The sequence below is a fragment of the Stenotrophomonas sp. YJH_SMC_138 genome (assembly GCF_059369855.1).
Map to the genome: position 1 here is coordinate 84,685 of NZ_JCAFTB010000011.1, position 19,813 is coordinate 104,497.

Genomic DNA, 19,813 nt, shown 5'->3' on the forward strand with positions numbered 1-19,813 from the left:
GCCCTCCGGGCGGTGGGCCGTTCCAGTCGCCGTTGGTAGATGCCGACCTGGGTCGGCGTTTGGGCGTGTGTGCCAACCAAGGCTGGCAGCTACCAGAACGGTTGACCCCTGCGACAAAGTGAAGCAGCGCGTCACCCGGTCGCATCCCACCTTAACGAAATCCTCCTAAAGTGGTCCGGTATCCCACCGGTCGCAGGCAGGAGGCGTCCCTTGGACGCGTTGTTGTTGTCCCGGATCCAGTTCGGATTCGTCATCAGTTTCCACGTGCTGTTCCCGGCCTTCACCATCGGCACGGCCAGCTGGCTGGCCTTCATCGAATGGCGCTGGCTGCGCACGAAGTTGCCCGTGTGGCGCGAGCTGTATTTCTTCTGGCAGAAGATCTTCGCGGTGTCGTTCGGCATGGGCGTGGTCAGCGGCATCGTCATGGCCTTCCAGTTCGGCACCAACTGGCCGCGGCTGAGCGAGGTGGCCGGTACGGTCATCGGCCCGTTGCTGACCTACGAGGTGCTGACCGCGTTCTTCCTGGAAGCCAGCTTCCTCGGCGTGATGATGTTCGGCTGGGGCCGGGTCTCGCCGCGCCTGCATTTCCTGTCCACCTGCATGGTGGCGCTGGGCACGTTGTTCTCCACGTTCTGGATCCTGTCGTCCAACAGCTGGCTGCATACGCCTGCCGGCTACGAGATGGTCAACGGCATCGTGCATCCGGTGGACTGGTGGCAGGTGGTGTTCAACCCCTCGTTCCCGTACCGCCTGGCGCACATGGCGCTGGGCTCGTTCATCACCACCTGTTTCGTGATTGGTGGCGTCGGTGCGTGGTACCTGCGCAGGGGCACGCACGTGGAAGCGGGCCGGCGCATGCTGATCGCGGCGGTGGCGTTCGCCGCACTGACCGTGCCGGTGCAGATCTTCGTCGGCGACATGCATGGCCTGAACACGCTCAAGCACCAGCCGATGAAGATCGCGGCGATGGAAGCGCACTGGCATGAAACCCGGGAAGGCGAGGGCGTGCCGCTGGTGGTGTTCGCGCTGCCCAACGAGAAGGAAGAGCGCAACGATTTCGAAGTGGCCATCCCGAAGCTGGGCAGCGTGATCCTCACCCACAGCCTGGACGGCACCTTCGACCCGCTGACCTCGGTACCGGCCAGCGAACGGCCGCCGGTGACGCCGGTGTTCTTCGCCTTCCGCATCATGGTCGGGCTGGGCACGCTGATGCTGCTGCTGGCCTGGGTGTCAGCGTTCCAGCTGTGGCGCAGGAAGCTGCTGGATTCACCGTGGCTGCTGCGCGGATGGAACTGGATGCTGCCGAGTGGCTTCATCGCGCTGCTGTCCGGTTGGTTCGTCACCGAGATGGGGCGCCAGCCGTGGGTGGTGTACGGCGTGCTGCGCACCGCCGATGCGGTTGGCCCCCAGAGCGCGTGGATGACGGCGTTGTCGCTGGGCGTGTACGTGGTCGGCTACGCCTTCGTGTTCGGCTGGGGCATCTGGTACCTGGTGAAGATCCTGCGCCACGGGCCGCAGCCGTATGCCGAGGGGCCGTCGCTGGACCATGGCAGCCATACGCCGGCACGCCCGCTGTCGGCGGCCGACGAACCGCTGGAGGAGCGCTGACATGGACCTGATGACCTGGCTGCCGGTGGCGTGGTTCGCGGTGATCGGCTTCGGCGTGCTGATGTACGTGGTGCTGGACGGCTTCGTGCTCGGCATCGGCATCCTGGCCCCGTTCGCCGAGGACGAGGAGCAGCTGGACCTGATGATGAACACCGCCGCGCCGATCTGGGACGGCAACGAGACCTGGCTGGTACTGGGCGGCGCCGGGCTGCTGGCGGCGTTCCCGAAAGCCTATGCGGTGCTGTTGTCGGCGCTGTACCTGCCGGTGCTGCTGCTGGTGGTGGCGCTGGTGTTCCGCGGCGTGGCGTTCGAGTTCCGCTTCAAGGCACATCGTTCGCGCCGGCTGTGGAGCGTGGGGTTCGGCCTGGGCTCGCTGCTGGCCACCTTTGCCCAGGGCGTGATCCTGGGCACGCTGGTGCAGGGCATCCCGCTGGTGGACGGTGCCTACCAGGGCGGCGCGTTCGCCTGGTTCAGCCCGTTTGCGATGCTGACCGGTGCCGCGCTGGTGGCCGGCTATGCGCTGCTGGGCAGCACCTGGCTGATCCTGAAGACGGAAGGGCGCGTGCAGGCGCTGGCGCGGCAGATGACCCGCCCGCTGGTGGTGGCGGTGATCGCGGCGATGGGCCTGGTGAGCAGCTGGCTGCCGTTCCTCGATTCGCGGTTGATGGACCGCTGGTTCAGCGACGGCAACTTCTGGTGGCTGTCGCCGGTCCCGCTGCTGACCCTGGCGGTGGCAGCCGCGCTGTGGCGCAGCGCGACCCATCCGCGCCGCGACCTGCCGCCGTTCCTGCTCAGCCTGGCCCTGTTCGTGCTCGGCTTCCTTGGCCTGGTGCTGGGCATGTGGCCCTACCTGCTGCCGCCGTCGATGACCCTGTGGCAGGCCGCCGCGCCGGCCTCCTCGCTGGGCTTCACCCTGGTCGGGCTGGTCATTCTGCTGCCGGTCATCCTCGGCTACACGGCGTGGTCGTACCGGGTGTTCCGCGGCAAGGTGCACGCCGACACCGGTTACCACTGATCGTTTGAATGCGGGGCCGGCCGGTGCCGGCCCCCGCGTTGGGGAATGTGAAACCTGCACACCCCGCGCAGGACGTGCTAGCGTGCGCTCCTTTCCGGCGGCCAGGGGGGCAGCCGGCGACGTCCTGGACGGACGCACGGCTGCAGGAATGGGGGGCCGCCGCGCGTCGCCGTAATGGCTCGTGCCTATCGTTCTCCCGTTGAAGCACCATCGCTAAATGATCGAATTCTCCATCGTCGACTGGGCCGCCTGGGCGCCCGGCCTGAGCGAGCGTAGCCAGTGGCTGGGCTGGGCCGATGCGCCGTATCCGCCGCAGGGCGAAGACACGCCGGCGTTGGCCGAGATCCCGGCGATGCAGCGCCGCCGCATCGAGCGGCTGGGCCGGATGGCGATCCAGGCTGCCTGCTGGTGCGAGGACGGGCAGGGCGCTGACAGCCAGGTGCCGCTGGTGTTCGCCAGCCGCCACGGCGACGTGGCCCGTTCGATGGACCTGCTGGGGGCGCTGGCCAGCGATCAGCCTCTGTCCCCCACCGGGTTCGGCCTGTCGGTGCACAACGCGATCGCGGCGCTGTACTCGATCGCCCGCGGCCACCGCGGCAACTACCTGGCGCTGGCCGCCGGCCAGGCCACGGTCGAGACCGCCTGCCTGGAGGCCGCCGGGCTGCTGGCCGATGGTGCCCGCGAAGTGCGGGTGGTGGTCTATGAGTCGCCGCTTCCTGAAATTTACGCGACGTTTGCCGACGAACCCGACCCGTTCTTTGCCTGGTGCTGGCGTTTGACCGCGCCGACAGCGGGCCAGCCGACGCTCTCGCTGCAATGGGAGGCGGCGCCGGAGGCCACCGCCACCGCCCCGGGCACGCTGCCGCACGCGCTGGACCTGCACCGCTTCCTGCTGTCTGGCGCGCCGGCGCTGGAGCACGTGGCCCAGGGCCAGCGCTGGCGCTGGGGACGCCGTGGCTGAGGCGCTGCGCCGCCTCGATCATGCCTGGCGGGTGTTCGGCACCGGCCTGAGCTTCGCCGCATTTGGCGTGGGCGGCCTGCTGCTGGGCGTGCTGGTGATGCCGGTGTTGCTGCTGATGCGCGACCCGGTGGTCCGCCGCCGCCGGGCCCGCCGCGTGGTCCAGGTCGCCTTTGCCAGCCACCTGCGCCTGATGCGTGCGCTGGGGGTGATGACCTACCAGATCGAGGGCGGGGAACGCCTGCAGCGCGACGGTTTGCTGGTTCTGGCCAATCACCCGACCCTGATCGACGTGGTCTGCCTGATTTCGCTGCTGCCCAACGCCGATTGCGTGGTGAAGCGGGCCGTGGCCTGCAACCCGTTCATGCGAGGCCCGGTGCGGGCGGCCGGCTACATCGCCAACGATGACGGGGCCGGCCTGGTCGACGACTGCGTAGCGGCGGTGCATGCCGGCGGTACCCTGGTGATCTTCCCGGAGGGCACCCGCAGCGTGCCGGGCCAACCGCCGCGGCTGCAGCGCGGGGCCGCCAACATCGCCGTCCGCGGCCGGCTGGACATCACCCCGGTACGGATCACCTGCACCCCGCCCACGTTGACCAAGGGACAGAAGTGGTATCGTGTCCCCTCACGTCGCTTTCACGTTCGGCTGCAGATCGGCGAAGATATCCCGATCGCGCCCTTCCTGGCCGATGACGACTCGCCAAGGGGGGATGCCTTGGCAGCACGCCGCGTCACCGAGCACCTTTCTCGTTATTTCGACCTGTCTGGAGATCCGCCCCGTGCAAGCACTTGAGCACGAGATCAAGGAATTGATCATTTCCTCCCTTTCGCTGGAGGACATCACGCCGGAGGACATCGATCCGACCGCGCCGCTGTTCGTCGAGGGCCTCGGCCTGGATTCGATCGACGCGCTGGAACTGGGCTTGGCGCTGCAGAAGAAGTACGGTGTCAGCCTCTCGGCCGATTCAGAAGAAACCCGTCGCCATTTCTCCAGCGTGCGCGCGCTCGGCGAGTTCGTCGCCGCCCGCCAGTCGTAACGGCGCCAGGAATTGCCATGACCAAGAATGAACTGTTCGAACGCATCGTCAGCATCCTGACCGACAGCTTCGAGATCGAAACCGCCCGGATCACCCCCGAGGCCCGCCTGTACGACGACCTGGACATCGACAGCATCGATGCGGTCGACCTGATCGTGCAGCTCAAGCCGCTGCTCGGCCGCAATCTGCAGCCGGAAGCGTTCAAGGCCGTGCGCACCGTGCAGGACATCGTCGATGTCGTGCATGGACTGCTGCCGGACCAGGCAGCCGCCTGACCGCAGCGCCGGCGGCTTCGCCATGGCTCGCGCACGTACCGTCGTGGTGGCAGCGATTTCGCTTGCCTACCCGCTGCTGGTGTACCTGGCGATGGGCCGTTTCGAGCCGCGCTGGTTGTCGCTGCTGCTGTTCACCCTGGCCCTGCTGCGTGCACTGAGCACGCGACAGCCGCTGTGGTGGGCCGCCGCCGCTGGCACCGGCCTGCTGGCGGTGCTGGCCACCGTGCTCAACCAGGCCCTGCCGCTGAAGCTGTACCCGGCGCTGGTCAACGTGGTGATGCTGGCGGTGTTCGGCACCAGCCTGCGCTTCGGGCCACCGCTGGTGGAGCGCCTGGCGCGGCTGCAGGAGCCGGACCTGCCGCCGTTCGCGGTGGCCTATACCCGCCGCGTCACCCAGGTGTGGTGCGGCTTCTTCGTTCTCAACGGCAGCCTGGCCCTGCTGACCGCGCTGTACGCGTCGGACCGGGTCTGGATGCTCTACAACGGATTGTTGGCGTACGTGATGATGGGCGTGTTGTTCGCAGGGGAGTGGCTGGTGCGGCGGCAGGTGAAGGCGGCGCACGCGCATGGCTGAGTGGATTGCCCTGGACCGGCTGCTGCTGGAGGCACGGCCGCAGCGCAGCGTCGGCCTGTGCGACGGCGAGGTGATCGACCATGCCGGCTTCCGCCAGCGCGTACTGGCCTGGCGCGCCGCCTTTGCGGCCGCCGAAGGCCGCGACTGGGCCCTGTACTTCGATGATGCCGTGGCCTTTGCCGCCGCGCTGTTCGGTGCCTGGCATGCCGGCAAGCGGGTGTTCCTGGCCGCCGACAACCTGCCAGCCACGCTGCAGGCGCTGCAGCCGCAGGTGAGCGGCTTCGCAGGCGACGTGTCCGCCGACTACCGCTCGCTGGTGGCGCTGGACGCCGCGCTGGACGATGAGCTGCAGGCGCTGGACGAGCGCGCCTGCGAGCTGTGCGTGTTCACCTCCGGCAGCACCGGCCAGCCCAGTGCGATCGGCAAGCGCCTGGACCAGCTGGCGCGCGAGGTGGAGGCGCTGCAGGCCGCGTTCGGTGCGCAGATGGAGGGTGTGCAGGTCCATGGCACGGTGTCCCACCAGCACATCTACGGGCTGCTGTTCCGCGTGCTGTGGCCGCTGGCCGCCGGCCGCCTGATTCATCCGCGCCGGTTCTTCCACGAAGACCTGGTGGGTGCGCTGGCCGGTACCGATACGGTGCTGGTGGCGACGCCGGCCCACCTCAAGCGCCTGCCCGGGCAGCTCGACTGGGCCAGCCTGCATGGCCGCCTGCGCGCGGTGTTCTCCTCCGGTGGTCCGCTGCCGGAAGACGCAGCGCGGCAGGTGCGGCAGTGGCTGGGCGTGGCCCCGACCGAGGTCTATGGCAGCAGCGAGACCGGCGGCATCGCCTGGCGCCGCTGGGACATCGACCTGCCGCCGTGGCAGCCGCTGCCGGGCGTGCAGTGGCGCATCGACGATGGCTGCCTGGCGGTGGCCTCGGCGCACCTGGACACCCCCGGTTGGTGGCGCACCCAGGACCGTGTCGAAGCCCTGGCCGACGGCCGCTTCCGCCTGCTGGGCCGGGCCGACCGCATCGTCAAGATCGAGGAACGCCGGGTGTCGCTGGATGCGCTGGAACGCGCGCTGCGCGAAGACGCCGAGGTGGATGACGCGCGCGTGCTGGTGCTGCCCGGGCAGCGCGAGCAGCTGGCCGCCGTGGTGGTGCCGGCCGATCCGGCGCTGCTGGAGGGCGGCGACGCTGCGCGGCGGGCGCTGGGCCAGCGCCTTGGCGCCCGCCTGGCGCATGCGCATGACGCAGTGACCCGGCCGCGTCGCTGGCGCCTGGTGCAGGCGCTGCCGATCAATGCGCAGGGCAAGGTGACCCAGGCCGCGCTGGCGGCGCTGTTCCAGCCGTTGATGCCGGTGCCGGCGTGGGATCACCGCGATGCCGCCAGCGCCACCCTGCGCATGACCCTGGACCCGGCGCTGCGGCCGTTCCAGGGCCACTTCCCGCAGGCGGCAATCCTGCCCGGCGTGGCGCAGCTGGACTGGGCGGTGCGCTTCGCCCGCCAGGCGTTTGTGATGCCGGGCGCGTTCGTGCGCATGGATGCGGTAAAATTCCAGCACGTGGCCCGCCCCGGTGACGAGTTGACCCTGCAGCTGGACTGGGATGCCGCACGCAACGTGCTGGCCTTCCGCTACACCTCCAGCCACGGTGTGCATGCCAGCGGCAGGGTGGTTTTCGCTGATGCGGACTGACCCGGCCGTTGCCGGTGCCGCATTCGCGCCACTGGTGGTGATCCCCGTCTACGACCACGAGCACGCCATCGCGGCGGTGGTCGATGGCGTGCAGGCCGCGGGACTGCCCTGCCTGCTGGTCGACGATGGTTCGCACGATGGGTGCGCGGCGGTGCTGCGCGCGCTGGCACAGCGCCAGGGCGTCGACCTGCTGCGCCTGGACGTCAACCAGGGCAAGGGCGGGGCGATGCTGGCCGGCTTTGCCGAGGCCGGCGCGCGTGGCTACAGCCACGTGCTGCAGATCGATGCCGACGGCCAGCACGATACCACTGACCTGCCACGCTTCATCGAAGCCGCGCGCGCCCATCCCGAGGCGGTGATCTGCGGCATTCCGGCTTACGACGCCAGTGTTCCCAAGGCGCGCCTGTATGGCCGCTACGCCACCCACATCTGGGTCTGGATCAACACGCTGTCGCTGCACCTGCGCGACACCATGTGTGGCTTCCGCGTGTATCCGCTGCCGCCGGTACTGCGCCTGATCGGTGAAGAGACCATCGGCCGGCGCATGGATTTCGATACCGAAGTGATGGTGCGGCTGTACTGGCGGCAATTGCCGGTCGAGCACCTGGCCACGCGTGTGACCTATCCATCCGATGGCGTGTCGCACTTCGATGTGTGGCGCGACAACGTGCGCATCAGCCGCATGCATACCCGCCTGTTCTTCGGCATGCTCTGGCGTGCGCCGCGGCTGCTGTGGCGCCGCCTGCGGGGGCAGCGCTGAGATGGCGGCCGCGCAGGGTGCCCCGCACTGGGCCGACATCGGCGAATCGACGTCGGTGGCCGGCGTGCTGTTCCTGTGCTGGGTGCACCGCTGGTTCGGGCGCTGGCCGTTCCGCCTGTGCGTGTGGCCGGTGGTGGCCTGCCATTGGCTGGGCAACCGTATAGGGCGCCAGGCTTCGATGCAGTACCTGCAGCGGCTGCAGGCGCACAGCGGCGTGCTCGGCCGCGCGCCGACACGGCGTGACAGCCTGCGCCACTTCTTCGCCTTCGCCGATACGATGCTGGACAAGATCCTCGGCCTGGGCGGGCGCTACCCGGCCGAGCGCATCCACCTGCATCGTGACCTGGTGCTGCAGAAGATCGCGCGCCGCGAGGGCGGACTGATCCTCACCGCGCACATCGGCTGCCTGGAGCTGTGCCAGGTGCTGGCCGAACAGGTGCCGGGGTTCCGCATCACCGTGCTGGTGCACACCGCGCATGCGCAGCGCTTCAACCGCCTGCTGCAGCGGCTGGACCCGCTGGCGGCGGTGGAACTGGTGCAGGTGACCGAAATGGGGCCGGCCACCGCGGTGATGCTGGCCGAGCGCGTGGCGGCGGGGGGCTTCGTTGCCATCGTCGGCGACCGCACGCCGGTACAGGGTGGCCGCAGCGTCACTGCCGATTTCCTGGGCCACCGCGCGCCGTTCCCGATCGGCGCCTATGTGCTCGCCGCGGCGCTGGGCTGCCCGGTCTACACCATGGCCTGCCTGCACGAGGGCGACGGCTATCGGGTGGCATTCGAACAGTTCGCCGAACGCATCGTGCTGCCGCGTGGCTCGCGCGACGCCGCGCTGACCGAACAGGCACAGCGCTTCGCGCGCTGGCTGGAACTCCAGGTCATCCAGTCCCCGTTGGACTGGTTCAATTTCTTCCCCTTCTGGGATCAGGCTCCGCATGACGACTGACGCCGTACCCGTGTGCCGCTTTGGCGACGCACCGTTGACCATCGAAGACGTGGTTGCCCTGGCCCAGCGCCAGTGCGAGGCCGCACTGAGCGACGCGCCGGCGTTCCGCGCGCACATCCAGCGCGGTGCCGACTTCCTCGACCGCCTGCTGCGCGAGGACGGCGTGATCTACGGCGTGACCACCGGCTACGGCGACTCGTGCACGGTGAACATCCCGCCGGCGCTGGTGGCGGAACTGCCGCACCACCTGTACACCTACCACGGCTGCGGCCTGGGCCGTTACCTGGACCCGGTCGAGACCCGCGCGGTGCTGGCCGCGCGCCTGGCGTCGCTGGTGCGCGGCATGTCCGGCGTCAGTGTGCCGCTGCTGGAAGGCCTGGCCACGCTGCTGCAGCACGACGTGCTGCCGATGATCCCGGCCGAAGGCTCGGTCGGTGCCAGCGGCGACCTGACCCCGCTGTCGTACGTGGCGGCGGTGCTGTGCGGCGAGCGCGAGGTGCTGCATGACGGCCGCGTGCAGCCGGCGGCCGAAGTGCTGGCGAAGATCGGCATGACCCCGCTGAAGCTGCGGCCGAAGGAAGGCCTGGCGATCATGAACGGCACCGCGGTGATGACCGGCCTGGCCTGCCTGGCCTGGCAGCGCGCCGATTACCTGGCGCGCATGGCCACGCGGTTGACCGCGTTCAACGTGCTGGCCAGCGACGGCAACGCGCACCACTTCGACGAAACCCTGTTTGCCGCCAAGCCGCACCCGGGCCAGGGCCGCATCGCTGCGCGCCTGCGCAGCGACCTGCATAGCGAACGCCCGCCGCGCAACGAACAGCGCCTGCAGGACCGCTACTCATTGCGCTGCGCGCCGCACGTCATCGGCGTGCTGGAAGACAGCCTGCCGTTCCTGCGCCAGCTGATCGAAACCGAACTGAACAGTGCCAACGACAACCCGCTGATCGACGCCAACGGCGAGCGCATCCTGCATGGCGGCCACTTCTACGGCGGCCACATCGCACTGGCGATGGACACCCTGAAGAACACCGTGGCCAACGTTGCCGACCTGCTCGACCGGCAGCTGGCGCTGGTGGTGGATACCCGCTACAACCACGGCCTGCCGGCCAACCTGTCGGCGGCCACCGGCGCGCGCGCGGCCATCAACCATGGCCTGAAGGCGCTGCAGATCAGCGTGTCGGCCTGGACTGCCGAAGCGCTGAAGCAGACCATGCCGGCCAGCGTGTTCTCGCGTTCCACCGAGTGCCACAACCAGGACAAGGTCAGCATGGGCACCATCGCCGCGCGCGACTGCCTGCGCGTGATCGAGCTGACTGAACAGGTGGTGGCCGCGATGCTGATCGCCGCCCGCCAGGGCCTGGCGCTGCGCGAACGGGTTGGCCTGAACGCGCAGCTGCATGGCAGTCTGGCCGACATGTACGCCGACCTGGGGCAGCGCATCGCCCTGGTCGAGGAAGACCGCGCGCTGGATCGCGAACTGCGGGAACTGCTGGTGGAGATCCGCGCGCAACGTTGGGAGCTGTATGCCGGTGAATGAGGCCATCGAACGGGTTGGCGAAATTGCGTTGACCCCTGCCTTCCATGACTGCGATCCGATGAACGTGGTCTGGCATGGCAACTATTTCAAGTACTTCGAGATCGCGCGCTGCGCGCTGCTCGGGCGCTACGACTACGACTACCCGCAGATGCTCGAATCGGGCTACCTGTGGCCGGTGGTCGATGCGCGGGTGAAGTACGTGCGGCCGCTGCTGTTCAACCAGGCGCTGCGCGTGGTCGCGCGCATCGTGGAATGGGAGAACCGGCTGAAGATCGAGTATGAAATCCTCGATGCGCAGAGCGGCCAGGTGCTGACCCGCGCGATGACCATCCAGGTCGCGGTGGACGCGGCCAGCAAGGAAATGCTGTACCAGTGCCCGCCGGTACTGTGGGAACGCCTGGGAGTACCTGCGCCGTGAACCCCCTTGTCCGTCTTTCGAGCGTGCTGCTGTGCGCGCTGATCTTCGTTGCCGCACCGCAGGTGCAGGCGGCCGACCCCGCCATCGATGCGATCACCCAGGCGGTGGCGCGGCCGGACGCGCTGCGTGGCCAGTTCAGCCAGGAAAAGCAGGTCAGCGGCTTCAGGAACCCGCTGCGCTCGCAGGGCCAGTTCGTGGTCGCGCGCCGGCACGGCGTGATCTGGACCACGCTCAAGCCGTTCCCTTCCGAAGTGGTGGTCACCGCCGACCGCATCCTGAGCCGCCAGCGCGATGGCAGCACCCGTGTCGAGCTCGATGCACGGCAGCAGCCGGCGATGCGTTCGGTGAACGCGATCATGTTCGCGCTGATGAGTGGCGACGTGCAGGCGCTGTCCAGCCAGTTCAACGTGGCGGCCAGCCGTGAAGGGCAGGGCTGGCGGCTGCGGCTGACGCCGAAGTCGGCGATGCTGGCCAAGGCGTTCCAGTCGCTGACCCTGCAGGGTGACCGCTACGTGCGCCAGGTCGAGATCGTCGAGGCCAACAAGGACCGCACGCAGATCCAGTTCAGTGCATTGAGCGAGGCGCCGGCCACGCTCACCGCCGACGAGGCACGCCGCTTTGAGTGAGGCCGTCGCATCGAACGCACCGGAGCGGCTGCGGCGCTGGTGGCACTGGCTGGGCATCGCCTGGCTGTTGCTGCTGCTGGTACTGGGCGCGCAGCAGTGGCACCTGTGGAGCCAGCAATCGCGGATCGACACCGACATCCTCGCGCTGCTGCCGCAGGATGCGCATGACCGCCTGTTGAGCGACGTCACCCGGCGCATCGCCGACGGCAGCTCGCGGCAGGTGGTGGTGCTGCTGGGCAGCAGGGACGGCGCTGCCGCCAAGCGTGCGCAGGCGGCCTTTGCCGCGGCCATGGCCAAGGACACTGACCGAGCCCTGCTGGTGCCCAGTGGTTCGATCGAAGGCTGGTTCGATGAGGCGCGCGCGTTCTACGCGCCGTACCGCGACCGCCTGCTGACGCCGGCCCAGCGCGAGCAGCTGCAGGGCAGCGAACCGGGCGCGTTGGCCGAGCAGGCGTTGGCCGCGCTGTACGGCCCGATGGGCGCTCCGCGCCTGACCGACTGGCGGCAAGACCCGTTGTCGTTGTGGCCGCAATGGTGGCAGCAGCAGGCGCAGGGTTCGGGGTTGCGGCTGGGCGATGACGGCCTGCTCGAAGCCGAGGGCAGGCACTGGGCCGTGCTGCAGTTCGATACACCGGGTTCGGCGTTCCAGCTCGACGGTGAGCGTCATCTCGACGGCCTGCTGGAACGTGCCGGGCGGGCTGCCAGGGCGGCAGCGCCGGAGCTGGAAATCCTGCATGCCGGCGTGCCGCTGCACGCCGAGGCGGCCGCGGTGCAGGCCAACCAGGAGATCAACACGATCGGCTGGGGCTCGCTGGCCGCGGTGCTGCTGCTGGTGTGGCTGGCGTTCCGTTCGCTGCGGCCGATCCTGCTGGTCGCCGCGTCGTTGCTGATCGGTTGTGGCGTGGCGCTGGCGGTGACCGTGCTGGTGTTCGGCAAGGTGCACGTGCTCACCCTGGTGTTCGGTGCGTCGCTGGTGGGCGTGGCCGAGGATTACGGCATCCACTGGTTTGCCTCGCGCCAGGCCGAGCCGGCCGATCGCCGCTGGAAGCTGCTGCGGCACCTGTTGCCGGGCCTGTGGCTGGCCTTGCTGACCAGCGCGCTGGCCTACCTGGCCCTGGGCCTGGCCCCGTTCCCGGGCCTGCGCCAGATGGCGCTGTTCTCGGTGGTCGGTCTGGCCGCCGCCTTCCTCACGGTGATCTTCTGGTTCCCGTGGCTGGATGGCGGCGAGATCCGCCAGACCCGTTTCTCGCAGTGGCTGGGCAACACGCTGGAGCGCTTCCCGCGGTTGCATGGCCGCCGGCCGGTGACGGTGTTCGTGGTGATCACGCTGGCGCTGTCTGCCATCGGCATCGCCCGCCTGCACAGCAATGACGACCTGCGCAGCCTGCAGTCCTCACCGCCGGCACTGATGGCCCAGCAGATCCGCCTGAGCCAGCTGCTGGGCATGCCCAGCCCGGCGCAGTTCTATCTGGTGCAGGGCAGTGACGCTGCACAGCTGCTGCAGCGCGAAGAAGCACTGACCGAACGCCTGCGTGTACTGGCCAACGACAAGCGCATCGGCGGTTACCGCGCGATCAGTGACTGGCTGCCGTCGCCGGCACGCCAGCAGGCCGATGCGGCGCTGACCGCCAAGGTGGAACCGGGCGTGCTGCAGGCCGTGTCCGATGCGGTCGGAGAACCCTTGCCGCGCCCCGACTTCGCCACCACGCCGCTGACCGCGGAGGCGTTCCTGGCCTCGCCGGCCTCGCAGCCGTTCCGCCACCTGTGGGTGGGTGAGGTCGGTGGGCAGATGATCAGCGTGGTGATGGTCGATGACCTGTCGCGCGCCGATGCGCTGGCGACCCTGCGCGGGGCGGCCGAAGGCCTGCCCGGCGTGCGCTGGGTGGACCGCACCGCCGACTTCTCGCAGCTGCTGGGCCACTACCGCAAACTGATGGGGGGGCTGCTGCTGGTCGGCATCGTGCTGGTGTTCGGCGCGCTGTGGCTGCGCTACCGCCGCCAGGCCTGGCGCGTGTTCGCGCCGACCCTGATTGCCGGTGCGTTGACCCTGGGCCTGCTGGGCCTGTTCGGCCAGCCACTGCAGCTGTTCAACGTGCTGGCACTGATGCTGCTGCTGGGCATGGGCATCGACTACGGCATCTTCCTGATCGAGCACCGCGGCGATGCCAGTGCCTGGCTGGCGGTGTGCGTGGGCGCAGCCAGCACCTGGCTGTCGTTCGGCCTGCTGGGACTGTCGCAGACCCCGGCGCTGCGCGCGTTCGGCCTGACCCTGCTGTTCGGCATCGGCCTGGTCTGGCTGATCTCGCCGCTGTTCCGGCCGCCGCCGCATGATCTGCCGCGGGCCTGAGCCTGCTTCCGACTTCCTTCTTTCCACTTGATCGAGCAACAAGGACGCACCGATGAATACTGCTGTGGATGCTGTCGAACGTACTGAAATCCTGATCATCGGTGCCGGCCCGGCCGGCTCCGTGGCTGCGGCGATGCTGCGCCAGCAGGGCCGCCAGGTGCTGATGCTGGAGCGCCAGCAGTTCCCGCGCTTCTCCATCGGCGAAAGCCTGCTGCCGCAGAGCATGGAGTACATCGAGGCCGCCGGCCTGCTGCAGGACGTGGTCGAAGCCGGCTTCCAGCACAAGAACGGCGCGGCCTTCGTGCACGGCGAAGCGCGTACCGCATTCGACTTCAGGAAGAAGTTCTCGCCGGGCTGGGGCACCACCTACCAGGTGCAGCGCGCCGACTTCGACAACGTGCTGGCGCGCGGTGCCGAGCGCATGGGGGCCACGCTGCGTTTCGGTGATGAAGTGCTGTCGGTCGAAGCCGGCGAGCAGCCGGCGGTGACGGTGCGCCGCCCGGACGGCAGCGAGTACCGCATCGAGGCCGATTTCATCCTCGACGCCTCGGGCTTCGCACGCCTGCTGCCGCGCCTGCTGCAGCTGGAATCCCCGTCCAACTTCCCGGTGCGCGGGGCGATCTTCTGCCACGTGCGCGACAACATTCCGGCCGAAGCGGACTTCGACCGCAACAAGATCCTGATCACCACCCATCCCGAGCACGTCGACGTCTGGTACTGGACAATCCCGTTCTCCAACGGCTGCTGCTCGCTGGGCGTGGTCGCCGAACCGTCGTTCTTCGAGCGCTACGAGGGCGACGACCTGCAGAAACTGCAGGCCATCGTCGGCGAGGACCCGAACCTGACCCGGCTGCTGGCCAATGCCGAATGGGCGGTGCTGCCGGTGCGCCGCATCACCGGCTACTCGGCCAATGTCAGTTCGTTGTGGGGGCCGGGCTATGCCCTGCTGGGCAATGCCGGCGAGTTCCTCGACCCGGTGTTCTCGTCCGGCGTGACCATCGCCTTCAAGTCCGCGCAGCTGGCCAGTGCATGCCTGGCGCGCCGCTATGCCGGCGAAGCCGTGGACTGGGAAGCGGAGTTCTCGGTCCCGCTGCGGGCGGGCGTGAAGACCTTCCGCCGCTTTGTCGAAAGCTGGTACGAAGGCGGTTTCCAGAAGATCATCTACCACCCGCAGCAGCAGCCCGAAGTGCGCGACATGATCAGCTCCATCCTGGCCGGTTACGCCTGGGACACCAACAACCCGTACGTGGCCGATGACAGTGGCCGCCGCATGCGCGTGCTGGAGCAGCTGTGCGGCGCCTGATCGCCCCTGCGACAGCACTGCTGCTGAGCCTGCTGCTGGTGGCCTGCGCCGGCCGCATGCCGAAGCCGTTGGTGGAACTGCCGCCGCTGCGCCTGTCGCCGGCCAGCCTGCCGGCGCCGCTGGCGTTGCAGCAGCAGTTGCATTTCCGGTTCGGCACGCATGAGCGCGACCTGGATGCACTGCTGGAAGCCGATGCGCAGCAGGTGCAGCTGGCGGTGCAGGCGATGGGCCAGACCGGCGTGCGCCTGCAGTGGGACGGCCGGCAGCTGACCCAGCAGCGCGCGCCGTGGCTGCCGCCGCAGGTGCGCGCCGAGCGCGTGCTGGATGACCTGCAGTTCGCGCTGTGGCCGACCGCAGCCATCGCGGCCGCGCTGCCAGCCGGCTGGCAGGTCCGTGACGATGGCCATCAGCGCAGCCTGTCGCGCGACGGCACGGTGTGGCTGCAGCTGCAGCGCCTGGACGATGGCAGCGTGCAGCTGGACAACCGGGCCGAAGGCTATGTGCTGCGCATCGAATCGATCGACATGGGCGGGCCGGATCGATGAGTGCACCGATCTACCTGAACGATCTGGGCGTGGTCTGCGCGCTCGGCGATGGCCGCGACGCGGTGGCTTCGGCGATGTTCGCCGGCGTGCCGGGCGGGCTCAGCGACAACGATACCCTGCTGCCGGGGCACACCCTGGCGCTGGGGCAGGTGCGTACACCGCTGCCGACGCTGGAAGAACTGCCGGCCGCCCTGCGCGGGCGCAACAACGCCCTGCTGGACGTGGCACTGGCGCAGATCGCACCGGCGGTGGCCGCCGCGATCGCCCGCCACGGCGCCGAACGCGTGGCGGTCGTGCTGGGCACCAGTACCTCGGGCATCGGTGAATCCGAGCAGGCCCTGCGCACCCATGCCGAACAGGACCAATGGCCGCCCGGGTTCGATTACGCCCAGCAGGAAATGGGTACTGCCGCGCAGTTCGTGCGCCAGCGCAGCGGCGCTCAGGGGCCGGCGTGGACCCTGTCCACCGCCTGCTCGTCCAGTGCCAAGGCACTGATGTCAGCTGCACGCATGCTGCGGGCCGGTATCGTCGACGCCGTGATCGCAGGTGGCGCGGACTCGCTGTGCCGCTTCACCGTGGCCGGCTTCAGCGCGCTGGAATCGGTGTCGGCCCTGCGCTGCAATCCATTCTCGCAGCACCGTGCCGGCATCAACATCGGCGAGGGTGCCGCGCTGTTCCTGCTCACCCGCGAACCCGGCCCGGTATGCCTGGCCGGCTGGGGCGAATCGGCCGACGCGCACCATATGTCCGCCCCCGATCCGCAGGGCCTGGGTGCCATCGATGCCCTGCAGCAGGCGCTGCAGCGCGCCGGCTGGGCGGCCGATGAAGTGGACTACGTGAACCTGCATGGCACCGCCACCGGCCACAACGATGCGATGGAAAGCCTGGCGGTGTCGCAGGTGCTGGGCAACCAGGTGCCGGCCAGTTCGACCAAGCCGCTGACCGGCCATACGCTGGGTGCTTCAGGCGCGATCGAAGCTGCACTGTGCTGGATCGTGCTGGCCGGGAACCCGCAGCAGCAGCTGCCACCGCACTGGTGGGACGGCGTGGCAGACCCCGCGCTGCCGGCACTGCCGCTGGTCGCACCGGCCACCCGCCTGGCACAGGCACCGCGGCGGGTGCTGAGCAATTCGTTCGCCTTCGGCGGCAGCAATGCCGTGCTGGCGCTGGAGCGTCGATGAACACGCTGTACGCGATCGAAGAGGTGGTGCCGCACCGCCAGGACATGTGCCTGCTGGAGCGCATCACGCACTGGGACCAGGACACCATCGAGGCCGAACTGGTGGTGCCCGACGCGGGCCTGTTCGTCGAGGAGGGCCGGGTGCCGGCGTGGGTCGGCATCGAATACATGGCGCAGGCCATCGCGGCCTGGGCCGGTTGCCGTGCGCGTGCGGCGGGCAAGCCGCCGCAGTTGGGCTTCCTGCTTGGCAGCCGCCGCTACAGCAGCCCGCGCAGCAGCTTTCCCAGCGGATCGCGGCTGCGCGTACAGGCGCGCTGCGAGCTGTTGGGTGACAATGGATTGGGGATGTTCGCCTGCCGCATCCTGGCAGGCGAGGACGAATGGGCGACAGCCAACGTGTCGGTGTTCGAACCGGCCGATGCGATGGCCTATCTGGAGAGTGGACAGGCATGACAGGGAATCGAAGCGTGCTGGTGACCGGCGCCAGCCGGGGCATCGGCCGGGCCATCGCGCTGCGCATCGCGCGTGACGGCTTCGACGTGGTGGTGCATTGCCGCAGCCGCCTGGATGAGGCACAGGCCGTGATGGCCGAGATCCACGCGTTGGGCCAGCAGGCCCGCGTACTGATGTTCGACGTGGCTGATCGCGAGGCCGCACGCGCTGTGCTGGAGGCCGATGTCGAAGCGCACGGCGCGTACTACGGCGTGGTCTGCAACGCCGGCATCGCCCGTGACGGTGCCTTCCCGGCACTGTCAGCGGAGGATTGGGACCAGGTCATCCACACCAACCTGGACGGTTTCTACAACGTACTGCATCCGCTGATCATGCCGATGGTGCGCCGGCGCAAGCCTGGCCGCATCATCACCCTGTCGTCGGTGTCCGGACTGGCCGGCAACCGCGGGCAGGTCAATTACAGCGCCGCCAAGGCCGGCATCATAGGTGCCACCAAGGCCCTGGCGCTGGAACTGGCCAGCCGCCAGATCACCGTCAACTGCGTGGCCCCGGGCCTGATCGAGACCGAAATGCTCAACGATGAAGTGGTTGAACACGCGCTCAAGCTGATTCCCGCCGGCCGCGTCGGTCGTCCCGACGAAGTGGCGGCCACGGTGGCGTTCCTGCTGTCCGAGCCGGCCGGCTACATCACCCGCCAGGTGATCTCGGTGAACGGAGGCATGATCTGATGGCCGCCGATCGTCGCGTGGTGGTCACCGGTGCCGCCGCCATCAGTCCGCTCGGCCACGACTGGCCGACCATCGAGGCACACCTGCGCAGCTGCCGCAATGCGGTGCGTGCGATGCCCGAGTGGGATGTCTATGCCGGGCTGAACACCAAGCTGGCCGCGCCGGCGCAGGATTTCGAGCTGCCGCCGAACTACAACCGCAAGACCACCCGCTCGATGGGCAAGGTCGCGATCATGTCGGTGCGCGCCACTGAGGTGGCACTGCGTGAAGCCGGCCTGCACGAGCATCCGGTGCTGCGCAGCGGTCGTACCGGCGTGGCCTACGGCTCGTCCTCGGGCAGCCACGAGGCCACCGGTGAATTCGGGCGCATGCTCAACGAGTTCACCACCGATGGCATCAGTGCCACCACCTACCTGAAGATGATGAGCCACACCGCGCCGGTCAACATCGGCGTGTTCTTCGGCCTGTCCGGGCGCGTGTACACCACCTCCAGTGCCTGCACCTCCGGCAGCCAGGGCGTGGGTGCGGCCTATGAAGCGATCCGCAGTGGCAAGCAGACGGTGATGGTGGCCGGCGGTGCCGAGCAGCTCGATGCCACCGCAGCGGCGGTGTTCGACACCCTGTTCGCCACCAGCGTGCGCAACGATGCGCCGCAGACCACCCCGCGCCCGTTCGATGCCGGCCGTGATGGCCTGGTGCTGGGCGAGGGCGCCTGCACGCTGATCCTGGAAGACCTGGAGCACGCGCAGGCGCGCGGCGCCACCATCCTTGCCGAGGTGGTCGGCTACGGCACCAACAGCGATGGCCAGCACGTCACCCAGCCCAGCGCCGACACCATGGCCCAGGCCATGCGCCTGGCGCTGGAGGATGCCGGCCTGGACGCGGCGCAGATCGGCTACGTCAACGCCCACGGCACCGCCACCGACCACGGTGACATCGCCGAAACCCAGGCGACCGCGCAGGTGTTCGGCAACCGCGTGCCGATCAGCTCGCTGAAGAGCTATGTCGGCCACATGCTGGGTGCCTGTGGCGCGTTCGAGGCCTGGCTGAGCATCCAGATGATGCGCGCCGGCTGGTTCGCGCCGACCCTGAACCTGGCCGAGGTCGACCCGCGCTGTGGCCAGCTCGACTTCATCACCGGGCAGGGCCGCGAACTGCAGGCCGAGTACGTGATGAGCAACAACTTCGCCTTCGGCGGCATCAACACCTCACTGGTGTTCCGCCGCTGGAGCGAGTGATCCACCGCCCCACCGCACTGTTTCCGCCATCCACCCGCACCCCTGACAAGGAGAAGTTTCGATGCGCCGCACTCTCATGATCGCCACTGCCACCGCGCTGCTGGCCCTGACCTCCACCGCCTCTGCCCGCGATACCCGCGTCGAGCAGTCCCTGCAGGAGCTGGTCAGCTCGCAGGCTGCCAAGGACGCCGGCATCGACGGCAGCGTGCGCTTCTACCTGGCCGGCCAGCCGGTCAGCGTGCAGCAGCGCCTGGGTGAAGACGTGACCAACAAGAAGACCAACGCCGCCAACAAGAGCGATGCCGAGGCCTGCCGCTGGGTCGCGCTGTCGGCGCTGCGCGCGCTGCAGGACGGCGCCAGGTCGCGCGGCGCCAACGCCGTGGTCGACATCGTCAGCTACTACAAGAAGAACGAGTTCAAGAGCAGCACCAATTACGAGTGCTACGCCGGCACCATCCTCGCCGGTGTCGCGCTGAAGGGCACCTACGCCAAGGTCAAGTAAGCGCCCGCGTGGCGGCGGCGTTGGCTGAACGTCGCCGCCACATTGCTGAACCTCGCAAGGGAAACGCCGCCGATCGCGCCGCCAT

General features: G+C 68.9%; 21 protein-coding genes. All 21 read left to right on the forward strand.

Features of this window, described 5'->3' with window-relative positions; all coding sequences use genetic code 11:
* Window positions 1–210: 210 nt before the first annotated feature.
* The 21 genes from AC5P7I_RS19320 to AC5P7I_RS19420 all read left to right on the forward strand — a co-directional run bounded on the left by AC5P7I_RS19320 (window position 211) and on the right by AC5P7I_RS19420 (window position 19,728).
* A complete protein-coding gene (locus tag AC5P7I_RS19320; protein ID WP_053494556.1) occupies window positions 211–1,608 on the forward strand; it encodes a cytochrome ubiquinol oxidase subunit I in 1,398 nt (465 codons plus the stop codon).
* 1 nt (window position 1,609) lies between these two features.
* The gene (gene cydB, locus AC5P7I_RS19325; protein ID WP_032960627.1) at window positions 1,610–2,623 is read left to right on the forward strand and encodes a cytochrome d ubiquinol oxidase subunit II; all 1,014 of its coding nucleotides are present in this window, start codon (window positions 1,610–1,612) and stop codon (window positions 2,621–2,623) included.
* Window positions 2,624–2,840: 217 nt separating this feature from the next.
* A complete protein-coding gene (locus AC5P7I_RS19330) occupies window positions 2,841–3,584 on the forward strand; it encodes a beta-ketoacyl synthase chain length factor (protein ID WP_014648849.1) in 744 nt (247 codons plus the stop codon).
* The gene (locus AC5P7I_RS19335) at window positions 3,577–4,374 is read left to right on the forward strand and encodes a lysophospholipid acyltransferase family protein (protein WP_014038937.1); all 798 of its coding nucleotides are present in this window, start codon (window positions 3,577–3,579) and stop codon (window positions 4,372–4,374) included. Before AC5P7I_RS19330 ends, AC5P7I_RS19335 begins: the two co-directional genes overlap by 8 nt.
* The gene (locus AC5P7I_RS19340; RefSeq protein ID WP_005411610.1) at window positions 4,361–4,618 is read left to right on the forward strand and encodes a phosphopantetheine-binding protein; all 258 of its coding nucleotides are present in this window, start codon (window positions 4,361–4,363) and stop codon (window positions 4,616–4,618) included. The genes AC5P7I_RS19335 and AC5P7I_RS19340 overlap by 14 nt, the downstream gene beginning before the upstream one ends.
* A gap of 17 nt (window positions 4,619–4,635) precedes the next feature.
* A complete protein-coding gene (locus AC5P7I_RS19345) occupies window positions 4,636–4,893 on the forward strand; it encodes an acyl carrier protein (RefSeq protein ID WP_005411609.1) in 258 nt (85 codons plus the stop codon).
* Window positions 4,894–4,915: 22 nt separating this feature from the next.
* Window positions 4,916–5,467: a COG4648 family protein gene (locus tag AC5P7I_RS19350; protein WP_046433259.1), complete on the forward strand. Its 552-nt coding sequence runs from the start codon at window positions 4,916–4,918 to the stop codon at window positions 5,465–5,467.
* A complete protein-coding gene (locus AC5P7I_RS19355; RefSeq protein ID WP_262087760.1) occupies window positions 5,460–7,145 on the forward strand; it encodes an ApeI family dehydratase in 1,686 nt (561 codons plus the stop codon). The genes AC5P7I_RS19350 and AC5P7I_RS19355 overlap by 8 nt, the downstream gene beginning before the upstream one ends.
* Window positions 7,135–7,905 (forward strand): glycosyltransferase family 2 protein, encoded by a 771-nt coding sequence (locus tag AC5P7I_RS19360; RefSeq protein ID WP_014648846.1) that lies wholly within the window; start codon window positions 7,135–7,137, stop codon window positions 7,903–7,905. The genes AC5P7I_RS19355 and AC5P7I_RS19360 overlap by 11 nt, the downstream gene beginning before the upstream one ends.
* Window position 7,906: 1 nt before the next feature.
* Window positions 7,907–8,848, forward strand: coding sequence for a lysophospholipid acyltransferase family protein (locus tag AC5P7I_RS19365; RefSeq protein WP_262087761.1), 942 nt, complete (start codon window positions 7,907–7,909; stop codon window positions 8,846–8,848).
* Window positions 8,838–10,388, forward strand: coding sequence for an HAL/PAL/TAL family ammonia-lyase (locus AC5P7I_RS19370; protein WP_041863964.1), 1,551 nt, complete (start codon window positions 8,838–8,840; stop codon window positions 10,386–10,388). Before AC5P7I_RS19365 ends, AC5P7I_RS19370 begins: the two co-directional genes overlap by 11 nt.
* Entirely contained in the window at window positions 10,375–10,806 is a 432-nt protein-coding gene (locus tag AC5P7I_RS19375) for an acyl-CoA thioesterase (RefSeq protein WP_032960618.1), read from the forward strand. Before AC5P7I_RS19370 ends, AC5P7I_RS19375 begins: the two co-directional genes overlap by 14 nt.
* A complete protein-coding gene (locus tag AC5P7I_RS19380; protein ID WP_262087762.1) occupies window positions 10,803–11,432 on the forward strand; it encodes a LolA family protein in 630 nt (209 codons plus the stop codon). The genes AC5P7I_RS19375 and AC5P7I_RS19380 overlap by 4 nt, the downstream gene beginning before the upstream one ends.
* Window positions 11,425–13,779, forward strand: coding sequence for an MMPL family transporter (locus AC5P7I_RS19385; protein ID WP_032960614.1), 2,355 nt, complete (start codon window positions 11,425–11,427; stop codon window positions 13,777–13,779). Before AC5P7I_RS19380 ends, AC5P7I_RS19385 begins: the two co-directional genes overlap by 8 nt.
* A 52-nt stretch (window positions 13,780–13,831) precedes the next feature.
* On the forward strand, window positions 13,832–15,082 hold the full coding sequence (locus AC5P7I_RS19390) for an NAD(P)/FAD-dependent oxidoreductase (protein ID WP_014648840.1): 1,251 nt from the start codon (window positions 13,832–13,834) through the stop codon (window positions 15,080–15,082).
* Window positions 15,070–15,627 (forward strand): DUF3261 domain-containing protein, encoded by a 558-nt coding sequence (locus AC5P7I_RS19395; protein WP_262087763.1) that lies wholly within the window; start codon window positions 15,070–15,072, stop codon window positions 15,625–15,627. The genes AC5P7I_RS19390 and AC5P7I_RS19395 overlap by 13 nt, the downstream gene beginning before the upstream one ends.
* Complete coding sequence (locus tag AC5P7I_RS19400) at window positions 15,624–16,808, forward strand: beta-ketoacyl-[acyl-carrier-protein] synthase family protein (RefSeq protein WP_049442067.1); 1,185 nt, start codon at window positions 15,624–15,626, stop codon at window positions 16,806–16,808. The genes AC5P7I_RS19395 and AC5P7I_RS19400 overlap by 4 nt, the downstream gene beginning before the upstream one ends.
* Entirely contained in the window at window positions 16,805–17,260 is a 456-nt protein-coding gene (locus AC5P7I_RS19405) for a hotdog family protein (RefSeq protein ID WP_014648837.1), read from the forward strand. Before AC5P7I_RS19400 ends, AC5P7I_RS19405 begins: the two co-directional genes overlap by 4 nt.
* On the forward strand, window positions 17,257–17,988 hold the full coding sequence (locus AC5P7I_RS19410; RefSeq protein ID WP_032960607.1) for a 3-ketoacyl-ACP reductase FabG2: 732 nt from the start codon (window positions 17,257–17,259) through the stop codon (window positions 17,986–17,988). Before AC5P7I_RS19405 ends, AC5P7I_RS19410 begins: the two co-directional genes overlap by 4 nt.
* The gene (locus AC5P7I_RS19415; RefSeq protein ID WP_262087764.1) at window positions 17,988–19,226 is read left to right on the forward strand and encodes a beta-ketoacyl-ACP synthase; all 1,239 of its coding nucleotides are present in this window, start codon (window positions 17,988–17,990) and stop codon (window positions 19,224–19,226) included. Before AC5P7I_RS19410 ends, AC5P7I_RS19415 begins: the two co-directional genes overlap by 1 nt.
* Window positions 19,227–19,287: 61 nt before the next feature.
* Window positions 19,288–19,728 carry a hypothetical protein gene (locus AC5P7I_RS19420; RefSeq protein ID WP_032960605.1) on the forward strand — a complete coding sequence of 147 codons (441 nt, stop codon included), beginning with the start codon at window positions 19,288–19,290 and terminating at the stop codon, window positions 19,726–19,728.
* Window positions 19,729–19,813 lie beyond the last annotated feature (85 nt).